Source organism: Pseudoalteromonas sp. NZS100_1 (assembly GCF_015864285.1).
In the GTDB taxonomy this organism is placed as follows: Bacteria; Pseudomonadota; Gammaproteobacteria; order Enterobacterales; family Alteromonadaceae; genus Pseudoalteromonas; species Pseudoalteromonas arctica.
On record NZ_JADYXN010000010.1, the window covers coordinates 19,070 to 38,288 of the forward strand.

The 19,219-nt window shown below is 38.8% G+C and carries 14 protein-coding genes; 6 read left to right on the plus strand and 8 right to left on the minus strand.

What is annotated here, in order from left to right; genetic code table 11:
* Positions 1-16 precede the first annotated feature (16 nt).
* On the minus strand, positions 17-418 hold the full coding sequence (locus I6F66_RS08765; RefSeq protein ID WP_010553303.1) for a GNAT family N-acetyltransferase: 402 nt from the start codon (positions 416-418) through the stop codon (positions 17-19).
* 14 nt (positions 419-432) lie between these two features.
* Complete coding sequence (locus I6F66_RS08770) at positions 433-636, minus strand: DUF3283 family protein (RefSeq protein WP_002962585.1); 204 nt, start codon at positions 634-636, stop codon at positions 433-435.
* 118 nt (positions 637-754) lie between these two features.
* On the opposite strand from I6F66_RS08770, the gene I6F66_RS08775 reads away from it, so the two are divergent.
* Positions 755-1,453 (plus strand): ABC transporter substrate-binding protein, encoded by a 699-nt coding sequence (locus tag I6F66_RS08775; RefSeq protein ID WP_007586939.1) that lies wholly within the window; start codon positions 755-757, stop codon positions 1,451-1,453.
* Here the strand turns inward: I6F66_RS08775 and I6F66_RS08780 are convergent.
* Both I6F66_RS08780 and I6F66_RS08785 read right to left on the minus strand, forming a co-directional pair.
* The gene (locus I6F66_RS08780) at positions 1,450-1,695 is read right to left on the minus strand and encodes a DUF1289 domain-containing protein (protein WP_007586940.1); all 246 of its coding nucleotides are present in this window, start codon (positions 1,693-1,695) and stop codon (positions 1,450-1,452) included. The two genes, I6F66_RS08775 and I6F66_RS08780, sit on opposite strands and share 4 nt — an antisense overlap.
* A 105-nt stretch (positions 1,696-1,800) precedes the next feature.
* Positions 1,801-2,934, minus strand: a complete 1,134-nt coding sequence (locus tag I6F66_RS08785) for a 1-acyl-sn-glycerol-3-phosphate acyltransferase (protein ID WP_024590668.1) — start codon at positions 2,932-2,934, stop codon at positions 1,801-1,803.
* Positions 2,935-3,322: 388 nt separating this feature from the next.
* Here I6F66_RS08785 and I6F66_RS08790 point away from each other — a divergent pair, with 388 nt between their 5' ends.
* Positions 3,323-4,267: a D-2-hydroxyacid dehydrogenase gene (locus I6F66_RS08790; protein WP_007586942.1), complete on the plus strand. Its 945-nt coding sequence runs from the start codon at positions 3,323-3,325 to the stop codon at positions 4,265-4,267.
* Between the two features lie 185 nt (positions 4,268-4,452).
* Positions 4,453-4,833 carry a DUF3192 domain-containing protein gene (locus I6F66_RS08795; protein ID WP_007586943.1) on the plus strand — a complete coding sequence of 127 codons (381 nt, stop codon included), beginning with the start codon at positions 4,453-4,455 and terminating at the stop codon, positions 4,831-4,833.
* A gap of 66 nt (positions 4,834-4,899) precedes the next feature.
* Here the strand turns inward: I6F66_RS08795 and I6F66_RS08800 are convergent, their stop codons facing one another.
* The 3 genes from I6F66_RS08800 to I6F66_RS08810 are packed head-to-tail and all read right to left on the minus strand — an operon-like array spanning position 4,900 to position 11,041.
* Positions 4,900-5,799: a diguanylate cyclase gene (locus tag I6F66_RS08800; RefSeq protein WP_007581985.1), complete on the minus strand. Its 900-nt coding sequence runs from the start codon at positions 5,797-5,799 to the stop codon at positions 4,900-4,902.
* A complete protein-coding gene (locus I6F66_RS08805; protein WP_197209118.1) occupies positions 5,783-9,592 on the minus strand; it encodes a PAS domain-containing hybrid sensor histidine kinase/response regulator in 3,810 nt (1,269 codons plus the stop codon). The genes I6F66_RS08800 and I6F66_RS08805 overlap by 17 nt, the downstream gene beginning before the upstream one ends.
* A 51-nt stretch (positions 9,593-9,643) precedes the next feature.
* Positions 9,644-11,041 carry a PhoH family protein gene (locus I6F66_RS08810; protein WP_166419690.1) on the minus strand — a complete coding sequence of 466 codons (1,398 nt, stop codon included), beginning with the start codon at positions 11,039-11,041 and terminating at the stop codon, positions 9,644-9,646.
* 305 nt (positions 11,042-11,346) lie between these two features.
* Here I6F66_RS08810 and rapA point away from each other — a divergent pair, with 305 nt between their 5' ends.
* Together rapA and I6F66_RS08820 are read left to right on the plus strand one after the other, a co-directional pair.
* The gene (rapA, locus tag I6F66_RS08815; protein WP_197209119.1) at positions 11,347-14,241 is read left to right on the plus strand and encodes an RNA polymerase-associated protein RapA; all 2,895 of its coding nucleotides are present in this window, start codon (positions 11,347-11,349) and stop codon (positions 14,239-14,241) included.
* 484 nt (positions 14,242-14,725) lie between these two features.
* Positions 14,726-15,499, plus strand: a complete 774-nt coding sequence (locus I6F66_RS08820; protein WP_197209120.1) for a YggN family protein — start codon at positions 14,726-14,728, stop codon at positions 15,497-15,499.
* Positions 15,500-15,609: 110 nt separating this feature from the next.
* On the opposite strand, the gene I6F66_RS08825 is transcribed toward I6F66_RS08820, so the two are convergent.
* Positions 15,610-18,039 carry a zinc-dependent metalloprotease gene (locus I6F66_RS08825; protein ID WP_197209121.1) on the minus strand — a complete coding sequence of 810 codons (2,430 nt, stop codon included), beginning with the start codon at positions 18,037-18,039 and terminating at the stop codon, positions 15,610-15,612.
* Positions 18,040-18,193: 154 nt separating this feature from the next.
* Here I6F66_RS08825 and I6F66_RS08830 point away from each other — a divergent pair, with 154 nt between their 5' ends.
* On the plus strand, positions 18,194-19,162 hold the full coding sequence (locus I6F66_RS08830) for a class 1 fructose-bisphosphatase (protein ID WP_024592826.1): 969 nt from the start codon (positions 18,194-18,196) through the stop codon (positions 19,160-19,162).
* The last annotated feature ends 57 nt before the right edge of the window (positions 19,163-19,219 follow it).

The following is a 19,219-nucleotide window of genomic DNA, read 5'->3' on the forward strand; positions in this document are numbered from 1 at the left end:
ATATTATTATTTATTATTATGGGTACTCTAGAGCGACTATATTTCGATGTTTGTAAGTATCAAAAAGTACTTGTAAAGCAAGAGTATATGTTAACACCTGGTTAAAACCAATAGCACAATATAAATCAACTACGTTTTTATATGCGAAGGTATTAATCATCTTATCTTGCGACTTTAAGAGTGTTGATAATAGCTGTTTAGCAACACCTTTACCGCGATGTTCCAGCGCAACAAACACGGTAGATAAAAATAAAAACTCTGTTTTATCTTGCAGCCTACATGCTGCAACTATTTCATTATTATAGTAAGTAACCCATACCTTATCTTGTTTATTAGCCCGTCCTCTTACATTATGTTTTTTATAAAATTTATTAACGAGTGGAACTTTTAGCCCATCCAGCAATTCAACTATATACATTTTTATATCAACACTTAGCTAAGCATTAGCGCTAAATATTGCTCAAATTTTTGCTTCAAAACCATTTGTTCAGCCATTGGACGGCTATGGATTGTATTATAAACTTGCTCTCTCGTTTTTTTATTTCGCTTAATTTGATACGCCCAAAAAGACGCTTCATAATCTAACTGAATTTGGTATTTTTCTTCACGTGGCAATAGGCATAAATTAAAACTCACAATACTTCCTCATTCGCTTTTAAAATTATTTGATTAACCCCGAAACTGGGCAAGAGGTAATCTCCTTGTTATTATACGCGTCTTATTTTATTTATTTCTGTAGTAATTGGAACTGATAATGAATAGACATTTTAGTATCTTGTTATTATTGGTAAATTTATTTTTTAGTGCCTCTTGTTTTAGTCATCAATACAACCTCACTTTTAATCGTCCGCAAAGTACACCACAAGCTGATTATGCCTTAGAGTTATTAAAGTTAGCATACGCAGATATCGGTTTTAAAATACATATAATCGATTTTAGTCACCAAAATGCTTTGCTAGCTGCAAATAATGGCGTACTTGATGGGCAGTTAGGAAGAGATGCAAGCGTTGAAGAAAATTACGAAAACTTGATTAGGGTCGATTATGAGCTCTTTAAGTTTGACTTAGTATTATATAAAAACTGTTTACCTAGCAGTTTAGAACAGCTCGATAGCGTCGCAATTGTTGATGGCTACCCTGTCCAAGAACATTATTTAGCAAGCACACAGTTTGCAGGGAATATTATTAAAGTTAAAAGCATGAATACCCAACTTAATTTGCTTGCTCAGAAAAAAGTACAGGGAGCTTTAATGATTAATTTTATAATGCAAAACAATGAGCTACCTTCACCTCAAGGTTGCTTTGTAAAAGAAGTGCTGAATACTTATCCGCTTTATCATTATTTAAATAAGCGTAATGAAAACTTGGTAGAAAAGCTTAAAATGTCATTAATTAACTTAACTAACAATGGCACTGTGTACGCACTAAGAGCCAAGTATGGATTAAGCTTTTAAAAGTCGAACCCTTGCTGCTGCGCCTGTGTGCTTGGCACTGCATTTTGCTGCTTTTTTTGAAGATAACGTTTGTAGCGCTGCTGGCACAAACTAAGCACCTTCTTTTTTTGGTCGTTCGTTAAGGTATTCCACGAAAAGCGTTCATCCCGACTACGATAACACCCTTTGCAATACCCTCTGTTATTAACTAAGCAAATACTCTTGCAAGGACTTGGAATATCAAATATTTCAATTTGTTGCATGCATAAGTACCGCCCAGTTGAAGAAGAGGTATTAGTATAGCGTTATTTTTGAGCAAAAAAAAAGCAGCAATTTAATTGCTGCTTAGTTTCATTGAGCTGTGAGTATTAATGTTCACAGCTATTAGTATTTATCTCTGTTTTACGGTGAAATGGCTTAGCGTACATAGCTAGCACTAATGGTTTTAACTCTTCAGGTACACAGGCTAAACGTTGTTCAAATGTCGCTGTATCAGGAGAGTCTATTACCGCATCTTTACAACCACCAGCGATGTAATTGCCTGGGTGTAAATAAAACGAATCAACAATTTGCCTATCAATTGTTTTAGCAAGCTCTTCAGCACTATCACATTTAGATTCAATTGGTTGCCCAAATGCTAAATGCACGTGCCCTTTAGCAGTACTAAAGCCTTCAACAATGCTCGCAATATCTTCACCAGCCGATTTAACGTACTCACCATGATGCTGCTTGTGGTAAAGCTCTTTGGCTTTAGCAATTGCACACGGCTCATATTGATAAGAAATAGAAACAGGCACTATTTTTAACTCTTTAATATAATCGCCAAACTCTTTCTTTTGTTTACGCCCATTTAATTGCAGCATCTTTAAAAGCGCAGGATCAGTTTGATCAAAACCGTCTTTTGCACGCCCTTCTTTTTGCGCAATCCAAATAGAATTTCCACCGACCACAGAATCGTAAATGTATGACGATAATTGAGTCAGTGCTTTTAACATCTCTTTTGGTGCTTTAGCAGAGCGCTTAACTATAAAGCTTTTATTTAGACGCATAAGCTCAGTAATGTAAGGTATTTGCAATAAATTATCGCCAATAGCAATACGCACTGTTTTCATTTTATGTTGGTATAAACCCCAGTTAACTAATGCAGGATCAAGCACTATGTCTCTGTGGTTTGAAATAAATAAATAGGCCTGGTTAGCATCTAACTGTTCTAACCCAGAAAAGGTAACTTTTGATGTGGTGCGTTTCACTAGTTTATCTAAGTATTGTGCCACTTCATTTTGCACATCTTCAACGGTGCTTACTTTGCCCCATTTTTTGCGTAACTGACTTCTTACCATTGGACGCGCAATAAAAGGCACTGCCGATAAAAAGCGCGGTAAATTATACTTTGCTATTACATCAATAAACGCATCATCGTTAATTAAACGTGTAAGCGACGCCGCAACTTCGTCGTCGTTGTATGGGCGTATATCTGCGTATTTATCTTCTAATTCACTCATTACTACATCTACAGTGTTAAAAAACGGTACGCCAAAGCGCACCGTTTATGTCTATATCCGATTATAACTCAGCCAATCTAAAATGCGAAATAACCAAAAAAAACGATTTTTATTTTTAGCAACTTGCTTTAAAGCCGAGTTTAATTACCTTCTATGACCATGAGCTTGCTTAAAAGTGCAAAAATCTGATCAGTCTAGCAAAATACCATGTTCTCAATCTGCTAGTGGGCAGACCACTAATACAAAGCCCTCTAATCATTTGGTAGTAATACCATTAACAAAGCCTTTCTTTCGTAGTACCTTAAGCTCGTATTTTAGATTTTTGATGGATCGTAGGCATCTTTTTACGATTTTAACTCTTTCAGATCCACTTATTTTAGGGCTCATAATGAACATTACTATTCTTGATAACGCAACGTTAGCTAAAACGTCTCTTACTGGTATTGAACAACTTGGTAAATTAACGACTTATGAACTTACTAGCCCAGAGCAAGTTATTGAACATTGCCAAGGTGCTGATGTATTAATCACTAATAAAGCCGTTTTAAACCGCGACACTATTAGCAAACTTACACAGCTTAAATTAATTTGTGTAAGTGCAACTGGTACTAATAATGTTGATCTAGAAGCCGCTAAAGAATTTGGTATTGCCGTAACTAATGTAGCTGGCTATTCAACACCTTCTGTTGTTCAACATACGTTTTCTTTAATTACTAACTTACTGGGTAACACACACCGCTATCAGGCGGATTGCCAGCAAGGCGCGTGGCAAAAAAGTGAAATGTTTTGCATACTCGATTACAGCTTTAACGACTTACAAGGTAAAACATTTGCCATTATAGGCGGTGGTACGCTAGGTAAAGGCGTTGCTAAAGTGGCTGAGGCATTTGGCGCAAATGTTATTGTTGCAGAGCGCAAAGGTGTTAAATGTCGCGACGGTCGTACGCCTTTTGAAGACGTCATTAAAACAGCCGATATAATCAGCGTACACTGTCCGCTAACAGATGAAACACGTGATTTAATTGCACTTAATGAGCTTAAAATGATGAAGCCAAGCGCTATAATTATTAATACAGCACGTGGTGGAATTATTAACGAATCCGACTTAGCGACAGCGCTTGAGCAAAACCTAATTGCTGGAGCCGGTGTTGATGTACTAACTAAAGAACCAGCTGAGCTTTCAAACCCACTTGCTAATTACAAAGGTAATAACCTTTTACTTACTCCACATATAGCATGGGCAAGCACCGAATCTATTGTGCGTTTAATTAATGAAGTAAGTTTAAATATTGCTGCATTTAATAAAGGCGAATCACGCAACCGCTTGGTGTAGTGATTTTATTGTAGTAATCAAATAAGCTAAAAAATGGCTGTTTTTACTAATACATTTAATATTTTATTAGATAAAAACAGCTTAACCCACTTAACAAACTGATTAATAACAACTTATAAATATGGTCTACTCTTTGCTTTAATACAGCTAATAACCAATTAAAAATCTTATTAAGGTAAATAAAAATGAAAAAATCACTTTTAGCAGCCGCTTTAATCGCTCCATTTTTAACAGGCTGTGTTATTGCCGTATCAGATGGTGAAGCTGAGACTCATTGGGCTGGTAAGAATTCATCTAGCTGGCAAGCACAACATAAAAATAATCGTGAAGTTATATCAGAGCTAAAAATGGATAGCAGTTACCAATCTGTTTTGACGCAATTAAAAACGCCTAATTTCACAGAGCTATTAAAAAAAGATGACGATGTATACCAAGTACTTTTTTATGTAACTCATAGCAAACATTCAGATTCTAAAACAACGAAAGATGAATGTACGCCACTTGTATTTAAAAATGATAAGTTAGTGGGCATTGGTGAAACCGCTTTAGGTATGATCACGCAGTAACCAATAAAAAATGTTTGATACAAAAACGCCAATATATGAATATTGGCGTTTTTGTATATTAAGTTTTTAGAGTGCAACTATTCTATCTCGCCCTGCATCTTTAGCGGCATATAGGCCTAAATCGGCCTCTTCTAATAACGCTTGCTCAGCATACACTTTACCACTTTGAGTGGTGGCGATACCTATACTAATAGTGATGTGGTCTGCATTTAATGAGCCTTTATGTTCTATATTCAAAGCATTTACAGCATTGCGTAATTTGTTAGCAAACTCCATAGCCTCATGCCTATTCATTCCAGGTAATACAGCTGCAAATTCTTCACCACCATAACGAGCTATAAAGTCACTACCACGTTCACATTGAGCTGCGAGTGCTTGTGCAACATCCTTTAAACATTCATCGCCAGCACGATGTCCGTAGCAATCGTTGTAACGCTTAAAGTGGTCTATATCCATAAGTAACACCGATAGCGGGGTTCCACTGCGTTTACTTCGGCGCCATTCACGAGCTAAGTTTTCGTCTAGGTAGCGTCTATTTGGGATTTCAGTTAAGCCGTCGATTGAGGCTAACATTTCTAGCAGATCATTTTTTTGCTTTATAAGTAACTGGTTACGAACCCTAACACGCACAATAGAAGGGCTAAATGGCTTGGTGATATAATCCATAGCACCGAGCTCTAGGCCCTTAGCTTCGTCGTCATGGCTACGATTAGCTGATATAAATATAACGGGGATCGATTGAGTTATCGGATTTTCTTTAAGTTGCACAAGCACTTCATAGCCGTCAATTCCTGGCATAATCACATCAAGGATAATTAAATCAACTTGCGCAGTTTTTACAAAGGTCAGTGCTTTTTCACCACTTTCAACTAAGAATACGTCGTGTTCTACTTTAAGTGTTTTTTCAAGTACTAATCTGTTGATTGGATCATCATCTACAATAAGTACTTTAGCTCTTTTCGACATCCCTAGCCCCTACCCCTTTTATAAAAACAATTACCTGTTCTAACTGCATAATAAGCTCTTTCAGTGTTATTTCAACAGGCTTGTTAGTTGTTTTAAGTGTTCTTTCACACAATAAAGCGCAGTGAGACAATCGTCTAAAGCCTAAATTACCTGCTACACCTTTTATACTATGCACTAAGCGTACCAAATCATCCTTATTGGTTGTTTCTTCTATTTGCAATAGCTGGGTTTCGCATAAATTAGCAAATTTACCAATCATTGTATTGAGGAGCTTTTCATCCATACTAAACTGCGTTAATGCGAATGATTTTTCAAAAAAGCTTGGTTTAACTAAGTTTAAATCGGCAATTGCATCAATAAGTACCTTAGCAACAACTGGTTTAGTTAAATGCTTATTCATACCGCACTTTAAAGAACGTTCAATATCAGCGGGTTCACAATGAGCCGTTAAAGCAAAAATAGGCAGTTGCTTTGCGTCAAACTGTTGACGAATTAAAGCCGTAGCTTGGCAGCCATCTATTTGCGGCATTTGCACATCCATCAATATTAAGTCAGGCTTTAAAACTTGCAATAATTCCATGCCGATAGATGCGCTTAAAGCAGTAACAACACTTACGTTTGCTTGGCGTAATACACTGCTAATTATTTCTAAATTAAGTTGATTATCATCAATGGCTAATACAAGTAGACCCGATATATCAACTTTAGTTTCAGCAATATTATATATTACGGCATTGGTACTAGCTTTAGGCTGTTGCTGAGAGTTCAAGCTAAATAGCCTTTGTCCCAATGCCGATGCTTTAACGTGATGCGCAGCTAAATGCTCACTTGTTGGTAAATTAAGTGTGTGCTGATGATTAATAATAATTACCGATGTTTCTTTAGCTGATAACGAATCATTAATTGCTTCAACATTTAAAAGTGCAGGTAAATCGGCCGCATCGATTATTATTTGCTGAGTATTGGAGAGCTTAATTGGGTATTTGAGTACTTCATCTAAATTAATATTAGCAAGCTTTGCATAAGCATTTGTTACTTGCTTAAGCTCTTTACTTTGATCCGATAAAATAGCCAATGTATTAGTCGGTAACATCGTATTTTTAGTGGTATCAACCAAAAAGCTAACGCTGAAGTAAAACTCACAGCCATGGCCTTTTTTACTCTTTAAAGCAATCTCCCCTCCCATTAATGACACCGCATGTTTAACAATCGCTAAACCTAACCCAACACCATGATGTATACGTGTTGAAGACTCATCACCTTGCGTAAAGGCGTCAAATAAACGCCTTTGATCGGCTTCATCTATACCCATCCCCGTATCAATTACTTTAAAGCAAATGTGTTGCTGCTCTAGGCTATCGCTTTCAATAAGTTCCATTTTTAAAGTGATAGAACCTGTTTTCGTAAACTTAACAGCATTAGTTAATAAGTTACCTAATATTTGCTGTAAACGAATACTGTCGCATATCAAATCAGGCGCTATTAATGGGTCGATATCAATAACAAATTCAATACCTTTTCCTTCGCACAATGGAGCCGTTAAACTTTCGCAGATATCCACCAACTCAACCATACTAAAAGATGCTTGTTTTAAATCAGTTTGCGAACTTTCTATACGTGCAAAATCAAGCATTCTATTGAGCATTAGTAATAAGCTTTGTGCAGCATGCTTAGCTTGGTCAGTTTGCTGTAATTGCTTTTGCGTTAACCCTTGCTCAATTAGCATATCAAGCAACCCTAAAACAGCGTTAAGCGGGGTGCGTATTTCATGGCTTAAATTGGCTATAAAGCGGCTTTTAGCTAGAGTTGCCCGCTCAGCATCTAGTTTTGATTTAGTTAGCGCACTCACATCCTGAATGTGAATAACATAATAGGCTGGATCGCGGTTTTCATCCCATACAAGCGATACACTCAGTTGCAACCAGCTTGCTAGCCGCCCTTGCGATAAAGTTAAGTGGTACACGCGTTTTTTATCATCTAGCAATTGCGCTAAAGTACTTTTTATTTGCTGCCATTGAGAATCATCAAATAGTGCTTTTAACTGCTCCCCAACCAGTACTGGATGTTCAGAAAACTGCTTTCTTGCTGCTTTATTTACTTGTAATATGGTGTGCTCTAGCGAAAGTAAAACCACACAATTAGCTGCAAATTCAATCGCACTTCTAAATTTAGATTCTGACGCTTTTAAAGCCAGTAATGTTTGCTGTTGCTCGGTAATATCGCGGCCAATCCCCATAGTTCCCAATAGGTGTTGGTGCTCATTATAAAAAGGGGCAATAGTAAGCTGATACGATTTCGTATCGGTTTCTATTCGCTGTTCAACACTATTTCTATTTTGTAATACTTGTTTTTCAAGCGTATTTATTTGCTGATCGTTGTCGCCTAAATCATCCACATATTTACCGACTAACGCAGTTTGATCTTTGCCAATGTATGCCTCAAATGCTTTATTGCATCCTAAAAATGATCCATCAATATTTTTAAAATAAATAAGATCAGGCACACTGTTTAGCATCGTGTTGAGCAAAGCCAAGTGGCGCTCTTTGGCTTCGTAACTACGGCTTAGTTTTTCTGATTGCAACTGAACTTGGTCATCCAGCGCCTTATTCGCACTTTGTAACGAATCAACCAATTCTTTGTTTTTATTAAATACGCGTTTAACTTTAGAAAACCAAGGCTGCCAGCTCAACGGTACTTTGTAGTTTAGCTGCTCTTGGGGTTGTGTACCGTTACTCTCAAGATAGGACATCAAGTGAGTCATTGGTTTTATAAAAATGCGCTGACTTAACCAAAAAAACACGCCAAACATAATGCTTAAAAATAACGTTAAAAAAGTAAACTCTAATAATATTTCATACTTAATTGAGCTTATTAATTGAGGTTTGTGCTCGTAAAATGCGGCATGAATGGGTAACTCATCCATAGGCTGCATAAAGTAATTACTATCACTAGTTAATACTGTTTTTTTACTCTGGTGCTCGGCCAAGTCAGGCCAATAACTTTTTAGCGCTGTCGCTTGCTCTATTAACTGTTTAGAGCTGGCGATAATTTGATGTGATTGATTCATAAAAACGTATTCACCACTACTCGGTGAAATCTTTTTTAACCATGCCGAAATTGCTTGAACATCGTAAATTAAAATAATGTAATCGGCTGAGCCAATGCTTCGTTGTCGACCAATAGCAAAATATGATTTGTCATTAACTTTAACAATAGGACTTGAAGTAAGTTTGTTTTGTGCAAATTTTGGTTTAAATTTTCCATTTAGAATTTCAGTAAGCATTAAACTTTGGCTTTTATTGTGCCTACTTACATAAGCAAAACCATTATCATCAACATATGCTACACCAGATAACGACTGCATTAACGCAAGCGTTGTATCAAACGAAGGCCCTAATGTAATCGCCTTTTGCCACTGCATTAATGCCTTAGCAGATAACGCAAACTTCCCCTTACCTACAATTTCAGTACCTTGCTCACTAAAGTGACGATAATAGTAACCATCGTATTGATTTATACCTTCGAGCAAGCTTTGGTTTATTTTTGGATAAGTTGTTTGCTCGTACAAGCTAAACATGGTGGTAAGTAAATTACTCACCGATTCCATCCCGTGAGTAACCTGTGCTGAAACATTCGTAAAATCGGCTTTGCGTTTTTCAACTGCACGTTCAAGCTTTATATTATAGAAGTGTAAACACAGTAAAAAAGCGACAATCAATGGTACTAACAGCGCAATAAATAATGAACGATAATAATGCTTGAGAGGTAAAAAATTCAATATACTGTCTGCCATTTGGCTCGAAAATCAATCGATAGACTATCGAGCCAATTTGTTAAGCGCAAGTTATAAATTTTCTTCTGCAAATGACGCTAAGCGACTACGCACCACACCATTGAGGTTTATAGTTGCGCTGCCTTCAAAGTTTTTAAAGCGCTCTACTATGTACGTTAAGCCCGATGTTACTGGCGTTAAATAGTTACTATCTATTTGCGCCAAGTTACCCGTACAAATTAATTTAGTACCTTCGCCGCAGCGGGTAATAATAGTTTTTAGCTGAGAAGCCGTTAAATTTTGGCTCTCGTCTAAAATGACCACTGCATTTTGAATACTACGCCCACGCATAAAGTTAACCGACTTAAACTGTACATTCGCTTTTTCCATTATGTAGTTTCGGCTCGATATCGGGTTTTCGTCGCCTTTGTGCAATACCTCTAATGTATCGGTAATGGCTGCAAGCCAAGGCGCCATTTTCTCTTCTTCCGTGCCGGGTAAAAAGCCAATGGACTCTGCTATTTCTGGCGTATTACGGGTGACGATTACTTTATCGTAAATCCCTTTTTCGATGACCATTTCAAGGGCGCTGGCAAGTGCTAACAAGGTTTTACCGCACCCTGCTGGGCCGGTTAAAATAACAAGCTCTATACTTGTATCGAGCAGTGCATCAAGCGCCATCCCCTGATAAATATTTTTAGGTTTAACACCCCATGCCTGCTGATGCATTAAACGCTCAACGCCAATATCTTTTAGTGTTATGTGTTCGTCATCGTAGCATTTAACACGTGCAGCAAACTGATCCCCTCCATCAAGTAAATATTCATTACAAAATACATCAGGTATTAAGTTTTTAGGTACATGATGAAACGTATCGCGTCCGTGTTGCTCTGTATTACATTCTCCTACATGGTCCCAAAAATCACCTTCAATTTTTTTATAACCACTAGTGAGTAAGCTTATGTCGTCAATAAGTTGGTCGGTACGGTAATCCTCAACATACTTAAGCCCTGCACCTTTGGCTTTTAAGCGCATGTTTATGTCTTTTGTTACAAGTATTACTTTTGAATCACTGTGCTGCTTTTGTAAGTAAACGGCGCAATTGATAATACGATGATCGTTTTCGTTACCAGGCAAACCAGAAATAGAGTCGGCAAATAAATGGTCGTTTACAATAATGAGGGTACCTGCAGAGCTCGCTTTTGCCTTTTTGTTACTCGGCAGCGCCACGCCTTGTAGCATTTGCTCGGGTGTTGCATTTTTAAGTACTTCATCTAATCCACGAATGGCGACCCGCGCGTCACGACTTACATCATGTTTTCTGTCTTTTATGTGGTCGAGCTCTTCAAGCACCGTCATCGGAATTACAACGTCATGTTCTTGAAAAGACAAATAAGCGAGGGGTTCGTGAAGTAGTACGTTGGTATCTAGCACATACATTTTACTTTCAAGGTTCGAAGCTTTTTCCATAGCACTTTCCTTACGTTTTATGATTTTTATGCTATACCAAAATAACTAAGTAAAACGGGCAAAACTTAAACCTGCAATACTTAATTGCCAAGGCATAATGTAAGTTTAGTCTATTTGTCATAAAAGTCCGTTTTATTACAAACTGTAATTAGTTTTGATTTACCTAAAAAAGAGTCATAAACAAGTTGTTTTAATAGTAATAATTAACACTTACAAAATTAATTAAAAGTGAGCCAAATAGCGCCTTGCAGTGGTGTTAGCTTACAGGTAACATAGCCGCCTTTTTCATCATAGACGAGACATACATGAATTTTTCCTTAGGTCAGCGTTGGATCAGTGATACAGAGTCAGATTTAGGATTAGGCACCGTTGTTGCCATTGAAGGCCGTCAGGTCAGCATATTATTTCCTGCCAGTGGTGAGAGCCGCGTTTATTCTTCGGCAGAAGCCCCTGTTACCCGTGTGGCATTTAATCCTGGCGATGTGATCAAAAGCGTTGAAGAATGGGAATTAGAAGTAGAGTCTATTGAAGTACAAGGTGAGTTACTGTGTTATCACGGCACCCGTGTTGATAACGGCGAAACTGCCAAGCTTAAAGAAACCTTTTTAGATCATTTTATTAAGTTTAATAAACCACAAGATCGTTTATTTGCAGGCCAAGTCGATCGTTTTGATCGCTATACACTTCGCTACCAAACGTGGTTACATAAATTTGAACGTGAACAATCGCCTATTAAAGGCTTAATTGGTCAGCGTGCTAATCTTATTCCGCACCAGCTTTATATTGCCCAAGAAGTGGGTAAACGTTTTGCACCTCGCGTACTTTTATCAGATGAAGTAGGCCTTGGTAAAACAATTGAAGCGGGCATGATACTACATCAACAAATTATTAGTGGTCGTGCGAGCCGCGTACTTATTGTTGTACCAGAAAATCTACAACACCAATGGTTAGTAGAAATGCTACGCCGCTTTAACTTACACTTTTCTATTTTTGATGAAGAACGCTGCGACGAAGCGTTTGCAGATTCTCCAAACGTGTTTGATACAGAGCAGCTGGTACTTACTAGTCTTGAGTTTTTAACCAAGAAAAAACGCTGGTTTGAACAAGCAACGCTTGCCGATTGGGATCTTTTAGTTATAGATGAAGCCCATCACCTAAGTATAAATAACGGCAAGCCAAGCTCAGAGTACCAACGTATGGCAGAGCTTAGCCAAGATATTCCGGGTCTTATTTTACTTACCGCAACGCCTGATCAACTTGGTCATAGCAGTCACTTTGCACGTTTGCAGTTACTCGATCCAGACCGTTTTTACGACTACGACGTGTTTAAAGAAGAAGAAGCAAATTATAAAGACGTTGCTGAAGCTGCAAATCAATTACTGCAAGAGCAAGGGCTAGACGACACAGCCAAAGCCACGCTAATTGAGCTATTAAAAGAAACCGATATTACCGATATTCTTGCAAAAGCGCAGCAAGGTGATTTACCAGCACGTAAAGAAATACTTAACATGCTGCTCGATCGCCACGGTACAGGTCGCATATTATTTAGAAACAGCCGCAGCGGCATTGATGGCTACCCAAGTCGTATATTACACGCCTACCCAATGGCATTGCCAAAGCAGTATAAAACGGCTATGTCGGTTCTTGGTAACATGGGCGGCATTCAAAACCCTGAACTAAGTGCACACCGCGCTCTTTTTCCTGAAAAAATATTTCAAGAGTTTGAAGGCGAAAGTGCAAGCTGGGGATTATTTGACCCACGTGTAGATTGGTTAATCGACACGCTTAAAACGCTTAAGCGCGAAAAAGTACTGCTTATATGTGCTAAAGCTGAAACAGCTATCAGCCTTGAGCAAATACTACGTGAACGCGAAGCAATTAAAGCATCGGTATTCCACGAAGGTATGTCGATTATTGAGCGTGACCGCGCCGCTGCATTTTTTGCAGATGAGTACGATAATGCACAAATATTACTGTGTTCAGAAATTGGCTCAGAAGGTCGTAATTTCCAGTTCTCACATCACTTAGTATTGTTTGATTTACCTCTAAACCCAGACTTACTAGAGCAACGTATTGGCCGACTTGACCGTATAGGTCAAACGCAAGATGTGAACATTCATGTGCCATATTTTGAAAACACCGCTCAAGAAGTACTGCTACGTTGGTACAACGAAGGTCTAGATGCGTTTGAATCTACCTCGTCAACGGGTCAAATGCTTTATAAAGAGTTTCGTGATGACCTACTTGAGTACATTGCTGCGCATAACTGCGATGAAGACGAACTCGATCCACTACTTGAGCAAGTAGCACAGCAAAATGCAGTACTGCGTAAAAAAATGGAAAGCGGACGCGACCGTTTACTTGAGCTGCATTCATCGGGTCAAGGTGCTGCCGACTCGCTTGTAACTGAAATCGAAAAACTCGACAATCAGTTTGAACTACCAAGTTACATGATCAACGTGTTCGACACCTTTGGTGTAAGCCAAGAAGATAAAGGTGAAAATACCATTATCTTAAAGCCGACTGAACATATGTTAAACCCATCATTCCCATCGCTTAAAGAAGACGGTATGACCGTTACCTTTGATCGCGACACAGCGCTTTCGCAAGAAGACGTACACTTTGTTAGCTGGGATCACCCAATGGTGCAAGGCACCATGGATATGATTTGTGACGACGACTTTGGTAGCGCATCGGTTGCATTGCTTAAAAATAAAAAGTTACCACCAGGCACCTTTTTTGTTGAACTTATTTTTGTTGCAGAAGCAATGGCACCAAAAGTATTGCAGGTTGGTCGCTTTTTACCGCCTACACCAATTCGTATATTGCTTGATAAAGCAGGTAATAACTTAGGTGAGAATGTGGCTTTTGAAGGCTTTAACCAGCAGTTATCTTCAGTGGGTCGTCAAACAGCAAGTAAGCTTGCGGGTGCATTGCAAAGTGCCGTTCACCCTATGATTGCTACCGCTAAAGATATGGCACAAGAAAAGCTTGAAGTTATTCGTGCAGCGTCGCTTGTTAAAATGCAAACGTCACTAAGTGAAGAGCAAGAGCGACTTGTTGCCCTTAAGCAAATTAACCCGAATATTCGCCAAGAAGAAATTACGTTTTACGATAAGCAACGTACCGACCTAACTACGTATATTGAAAAAACGCAGTTACAACTTGATGCAATTCGATTAATAGTAGTTTCGCACTAAATATTTAGATTTTAGTCTTTTAAGCTGACTCCAGAGTAAATTTGGGGTCAGCTATTAAAGCTAAATTTACGCACGTAGCTACATTAAAACGCCACTTTAAAGGCCAAGTCCTCTCATTTAAATATGAGTTATACCAATCTGCTTATATACGGGGTCTATTTAACGTTGAGAAAATTACGCTAGAACTAGGCAAAAATTTTTGTATCTAGTTGTTCTAAATAAAAAATTTTTAACGACGTTATAGTGCAATTTAATTCGTTAAATTGATCAAAGATTTATGCAGGTTGGTATTAATCCCCCTTCTGCCTCTCTATACCAAGCCCATCGTTATCTATTAATTTTAACTATCATCATCGTATTAAAAAACACAGGATTCGCTCTACACACCTATTCTGTGAGATAGCTACTAGGTTTATTTTAACTTGCATAAAGTTGTTTTTTTGTTAACCTACCCGCCTTCCATTTTAGTCTTCTTGAGGTGTTTATGGCGTTTTTATCTCGTTCGATATTGGCGTTGTCCATAGCGTTCTCAAGCTGCAGTGCCTTTGCTCAAGCCCAATGCGATGTTGAATTACGTCATGGTTTAATTATTACTGACGACACTATTCGCATCTTAGATAAAGGCCAAACTCGCGTACAAATTAATAATGATAACCAGTTGTTTATTCGTGGTTATTGGGTTGACTTAAGCGATGACGAAAGCAAAGTACTCGAACAATTCAGTAATGGTATTCGCCACACAGTCCCCGAGCTAGTTAACCTTGCTACAGATGGTGTTAACTTAGGTTTAAGCGCTATTGAGCATGTGGTTGAAGGTATGTCAGATAAAGAACCTGAAGTACTAAAAACACAACTAAAGTATGTAGAGCGCGCGCTAATGGATAAGTTTAAGCGCGGTGATGACTTCTTTTTTATAGCCCCTCAATCACTTTCGCAAATAGATGATTTTTTTACTAAAGAGATCAGCCAGCAAATTCACTCTGCCGTGCATGGATCGCTAGGTGCTATTTTAGTATCACTTGGAGATGCGTTTAAATCGCGTGAAGGTAATATAGAAGATCGTATTAACGATATGGGGCAACGTATGGATATTATCTCAAGAGAAATTGATAAGTCGCTACAAAAAAAGGCGCATCAATTAGAGCTTAAAGCTTCTGAATATTGCGAATGTTTAAATGCACTCGATGTAACCGAATCTCGCTTACAAGCAATAGTACCTGGTATGGCCGATTACGATTTAGTGCAAATAAAGTCTTAGAGTACGTATTCATTTTTATAATCAAATAACACCGAGTATAAATATACTCGGTGTTTTGCTTTATGATTGATTAAATGATTGATTAAAAATAAGCGCTTCTACTTTTTATTCTAAATTGGTGAGCCCGGTGGGATTGGCAGCACTTTAAAGTTGTTTGGCCATTGCCCTTTAATTAAAAACTGATTTACTTGCTCAGCTAAATATTGCTTAAACGCACTCTCGCCAGTACTGGTATTGCTAAGCATTGAGTTTTGATTAAAGTCTTCACTCAACTTAACTAAGTAGTAACGTAGCTGCGCTTGCACTTCAGGGCTTGTGCTATCGCTTGCGACTAAATCAGCCAACGTTTTTGCTGTTAAAAATTGCACGCGCTGAGTTATTTTACCTGTCATTGTATTTGGCGACGACACGTTAAACACTTGGCTATATAACGCTTCAAGTAGTTCATCTAAGCTATAAAAGTCGTTACTGCGTGCTTGCTGCTGCGCTAGGCGGTTTAAACGCTGTGCATTTAATAAAAGCGACAAGCTGTGCTGCACTGCAACTTCTGGTAATGCCATTGCATCGAGCGTTAACCCTGTGCGCCCAACTATGCTCTCGCGCGATTTAGACTCGCCATACGCTTTTGGCGGTATTAGCGATAATACAGACTCCGGCAGTAATAAGTTACTTGGCTTAAGCGTTGCAAAAATAGCGTTTACTGCTTCTTGCTGTGTTTTTTTATTAACGACTTGTGCGCCTTTTACGGGTGAGCCGTCGCGTGTTTCGTATTCGTAATCAACACCGGCTATAAGCTTAACTGCAGCCTCAACCTGAAAACGGTGAAACAGATAAAGCGGAACTAGTTTTTCCTCTAATTGCGATAATGCATCGCCCGTTTTAATATTATTAATACCAAACTGCGAAAGTGCTTTTTTACGTACGTCGAGTACGCGTAAAAGCTCCTTAGAAGGATTAGTGCCGTTATCCCATAAATGAGCTGTTGGATGCGCGCCACCTTTAGCACGAGCGTCGCTATCTGATATAAACTCAAGGCCTTTAGTTTTGTTCTCCTTTAAAATAGCAGCGAGTTCTGCACTTTCATCTTGGTTAGTAAAATCGCTGTAGCCATATTTAATTACTTGGGTATCCCACACGCCCATACCTGTTGCATAGCCGCGCGTTACATCAAGCTTACCTTGTTCATTAAAACTAAGTAGCGGGTGTGGGTAGTCCATTACTGAGGCTCTATCCCCTACCGATGCCGCAAAGTTATGAGAAATACCTAACGTGTGGCCAATTTCATGTGCACTTAATTGGCGAATACGATCAAGCGCCATTGCTTGTAAGTTTTTAGCAACTTCATTGCCTTTTAAATAAGGTGCAGCAAGTGCTTCGGCAATTAATATATCTTGGCGAACACGCAATGAGCCAAGTGTTACATGCCCCTTAAGTATTTCACCTGTACGTGGGTCGATTACCGAACTACCGTATGACCAACCACGCGTTGCACGGTGTACCCATTGAATGACGTTGTAACGAATATCCATAGGGTCGGCGCTACTTGGCAGCACTTTTACTATAAATGCATTTTTATATCCTGCAGCAGTAAATGCGTCGTTCCACCATTTTCCACCTTCAAGCAAAGCGCTTTTAACGGGCTCTGGAACGCCAGGATCAAGGTAATAAACAATTGGTTTAACAGGCTCACTAATAGGTAAACTTGAATCCTTTTTAGTTAAACGATGGCGCGGTATATAACGCACGTACATTGACTCGCCAAGTGGTGCTGCGTAATCTTTGTGTTCTATACTCCAAAAACCTGATTGCGGATTAAACTTACGCGGCGTGTAGTTATCGTCTGGTAATTGAATAAGTGAATGGTGCATGTGTACGGTAAGTGAGTATGGGTCGGCACTTACTTGGCGAACAAATTCACCTGGTTTTGTGCCTTCAAATGTAAGTACAGCTTCAAGCTCGGTGTTTTTTACAAATGCTTTTGAGCGATTCATATAAACGGCGCTACGTGACTCATCAAGGCTAAAGTTACCTTGCTTACGCGCCGCAAGCGTTCGGCTTACGCCGTGTACATCACTTAATAAATAAGGTGTGTAATCAATAAGTGCTGTGGCTTTATCTTCTGCGACCACTTTAAAACCAGCAAGTATACTTGATGCAAACGCCTCTTTAATACTTTGCTGTTCGGCCTTGTTACTTGTGTTGGCACGATAGTAAGTATTTACAGCCCGCAGCATTACTTTGTCGCCAAAACGCTCAAACTGCACAAGGTGAGTATTACCAAGCTGACCTCTATCAAGGCCTATGTCGTTAGAGCCAATACCGTAAGGCAAGCTTTGCTGCAGTAAAAATTGTTGTTCAAACTTATCAACTTTTAAATATACTTTTCCGTTTTGGGTATCGTAAAAAAACGAATAATAGCCCGGAAAATGATTCATTTGCGTAGTAAATTCATCAATTGACTTAATTGCTGCGTGCGCTTGAGTTATGATAGAGCACAGCACAGTAAAGAATATGTAACTTAGTAGTGGTATTTTTTTCATAATCTTATCTTTGTTATTTGTGTTTTAAGTACGATTAGGTGGTCCCATTATAGGGTGCTATTTAAACAATACAGTTATTTAAGACGAATTTCAGCGCTCTAAGCTAATCTCTCTCACATTATGATTGGTTTTAACACGTTATCAGGAAAATAGAATGCGTAGACTCCCTCCAGTATTACTTGAAGATGGTTGTTCAAGAGAACTTTTATCATTAATTCGAACAATTTTAGCGGCATGTAAAGAAATTTCGTTTCGCGTTGGTCAAGGCGCGCTTTCTGGCGTATTGGGCTCAACCCTTGATGAAAACATTCAAGGTGAAACTCAAAAAAAGCTCGATGTATTATCTAATCAGCTGTTAAAAGATATTTTACTGGAATCAGGTACGGTTAAAGCAATCGCCTCTGAAGAAGAAGACTACACAGTAGCAGGTAACCCAGACGCTAAATTTATAGTGGCATTTGATCCATTGGATGGCTCGTCAAATACCGATATTAACTCGCTTGTCGGTACTATATTTTCTATTATGGAAGCGCCTGAAGGTTCTGATGCCGCTGACGAAAGCATTTTTATGCAGCCAGGTCATAAGCAAGTTGCAGCAGGTTACGTACTTTACGGCCCGTCAACAATGCTTGCGCTGACTACAGGTAAAGGCACGCGTATGTTTACCCTTGATAAAACACAAGGCAGCTTTTTACTTACACAAGATTTTGCTGATATTCCTGCTGATACAAACGAATTTGCCATTAATACGTCTAACCAACGCCATTGGCAACCAGCTATGCAAAACTACATCGATGATTTGCTAGCAGGTGATACAGGCCCGCGCGCTAAAAACTTTAATATGCGCTGGATTGCAGCAATGGTGGGCGATGTGCATCGTGTACTTAGCCGTGGTGGTTTATTTACTTACCCTAGTGACACTAAAGATCCTAAAAAGCCAAATAAATTACGCCTACTTTACGAAGCAAATCCAATGGCTATGTTAGTAGAGCAAGCTGGCGGTATCGCATCAACCGGTACCGAGCGTATTATGGATATTCAGCCTGATGCAATCCACCAGCGTGTAGCCGTTATTTTAGGTTCTAAAAACGAAGTCGAAACGTGCTTGGGATATCATAAATAATCGCTTAAAACGATTGTCTTCAATTTAAAAAACCGCATTCAATTGAAATGCGGTTTT

Coding starts and splice junctions, on each gene's coding strand:
- I6F66_RS08785 (WP_024590668.1), bottom strand. CDS start 2,934: ATGAGTGAATTAGAAGATAAATACGCAGATATACGCCCATACAACGAC.
- I6F66_RS08830 (WP_024592826.1), top strand. CDS start 18,194: ATGCGTAGACTCCCTCCAGTATTACTTGAAGATGGTTGTTCAAGAGAA.
- I6F66_RS08780 (WP_007586940.1), bottom strand. CDS start 1,695: ATGCAACAAATTGAAATATTTGATATTCCAAGTCCTTGCAAGAGTATT.
- I6F66_RS08800 (WP_007581985.1), bottom strand. CDS start 5,799: ATGTCGAAAAGAGCTAAAGTACTTATTGTAGATGATGATCCAATCAAC.
- I6F66_RS08825 (WP_197209121.1), bottom strand. CDS start 18,039: ATGAAAAAAATACCACTACTAAGTTACATATTCTTTACTGTGCTGTGC.
- rapA (WP_197209119.1), top strand. CDS start 11,347: ATGAATTTTTCCTTAGGTCAGCGTTGGATCAGTGATACAGAGTCAGAT.
- I6F66_RS08805 (WP_197209118.1), bottom strand. CDS start 9,592: ATGGCAGACAGTATATTGAATTTTTTACCTCTCAAGCATTATTATCGT.
- I6F66_RS08790 (WP_007586942.1), top strand. CDS start 3,323: ATGAACATTACTATTCTTGATAACGCAACGTTAGCTAAAACGTCTCTT.
- I6F66_RS08820 (WP_197209120.1), top strand. CDS start 14,726: ATGGCGTTTTTATCTCGTTCGATATTGGCGTTGTCCATAGCGTTCTCA.
- I6F66_RS08765 (WP_010553303.1), bottom strand. CDS start 418: ATGTATATAGTTGAATTGCTGGATGGGCTAAAAGTTCCACTCGTTAAT.
- I6F66_RS08775 (WP_007586939.1), top strand. CDS start 755: ATGAATAGACATTTTAGTATCTTGTTATTATTGGTAAATTTATTTTTT.
- I6F66_RS08795 (WP_007586943.1), top strand. CDS start 4,453: ATGAAAAAATCACTTTTAGCAGCCGCTTTAATCGCTCCATTTTTAACA.
- I6F66_RS08810 (WP_166419690.1), bottom strand. CDS start 11,041: ATGGAAAAAGCTTCGAACCTTGAAAGTAAAATGTATGTGCTAGATACC.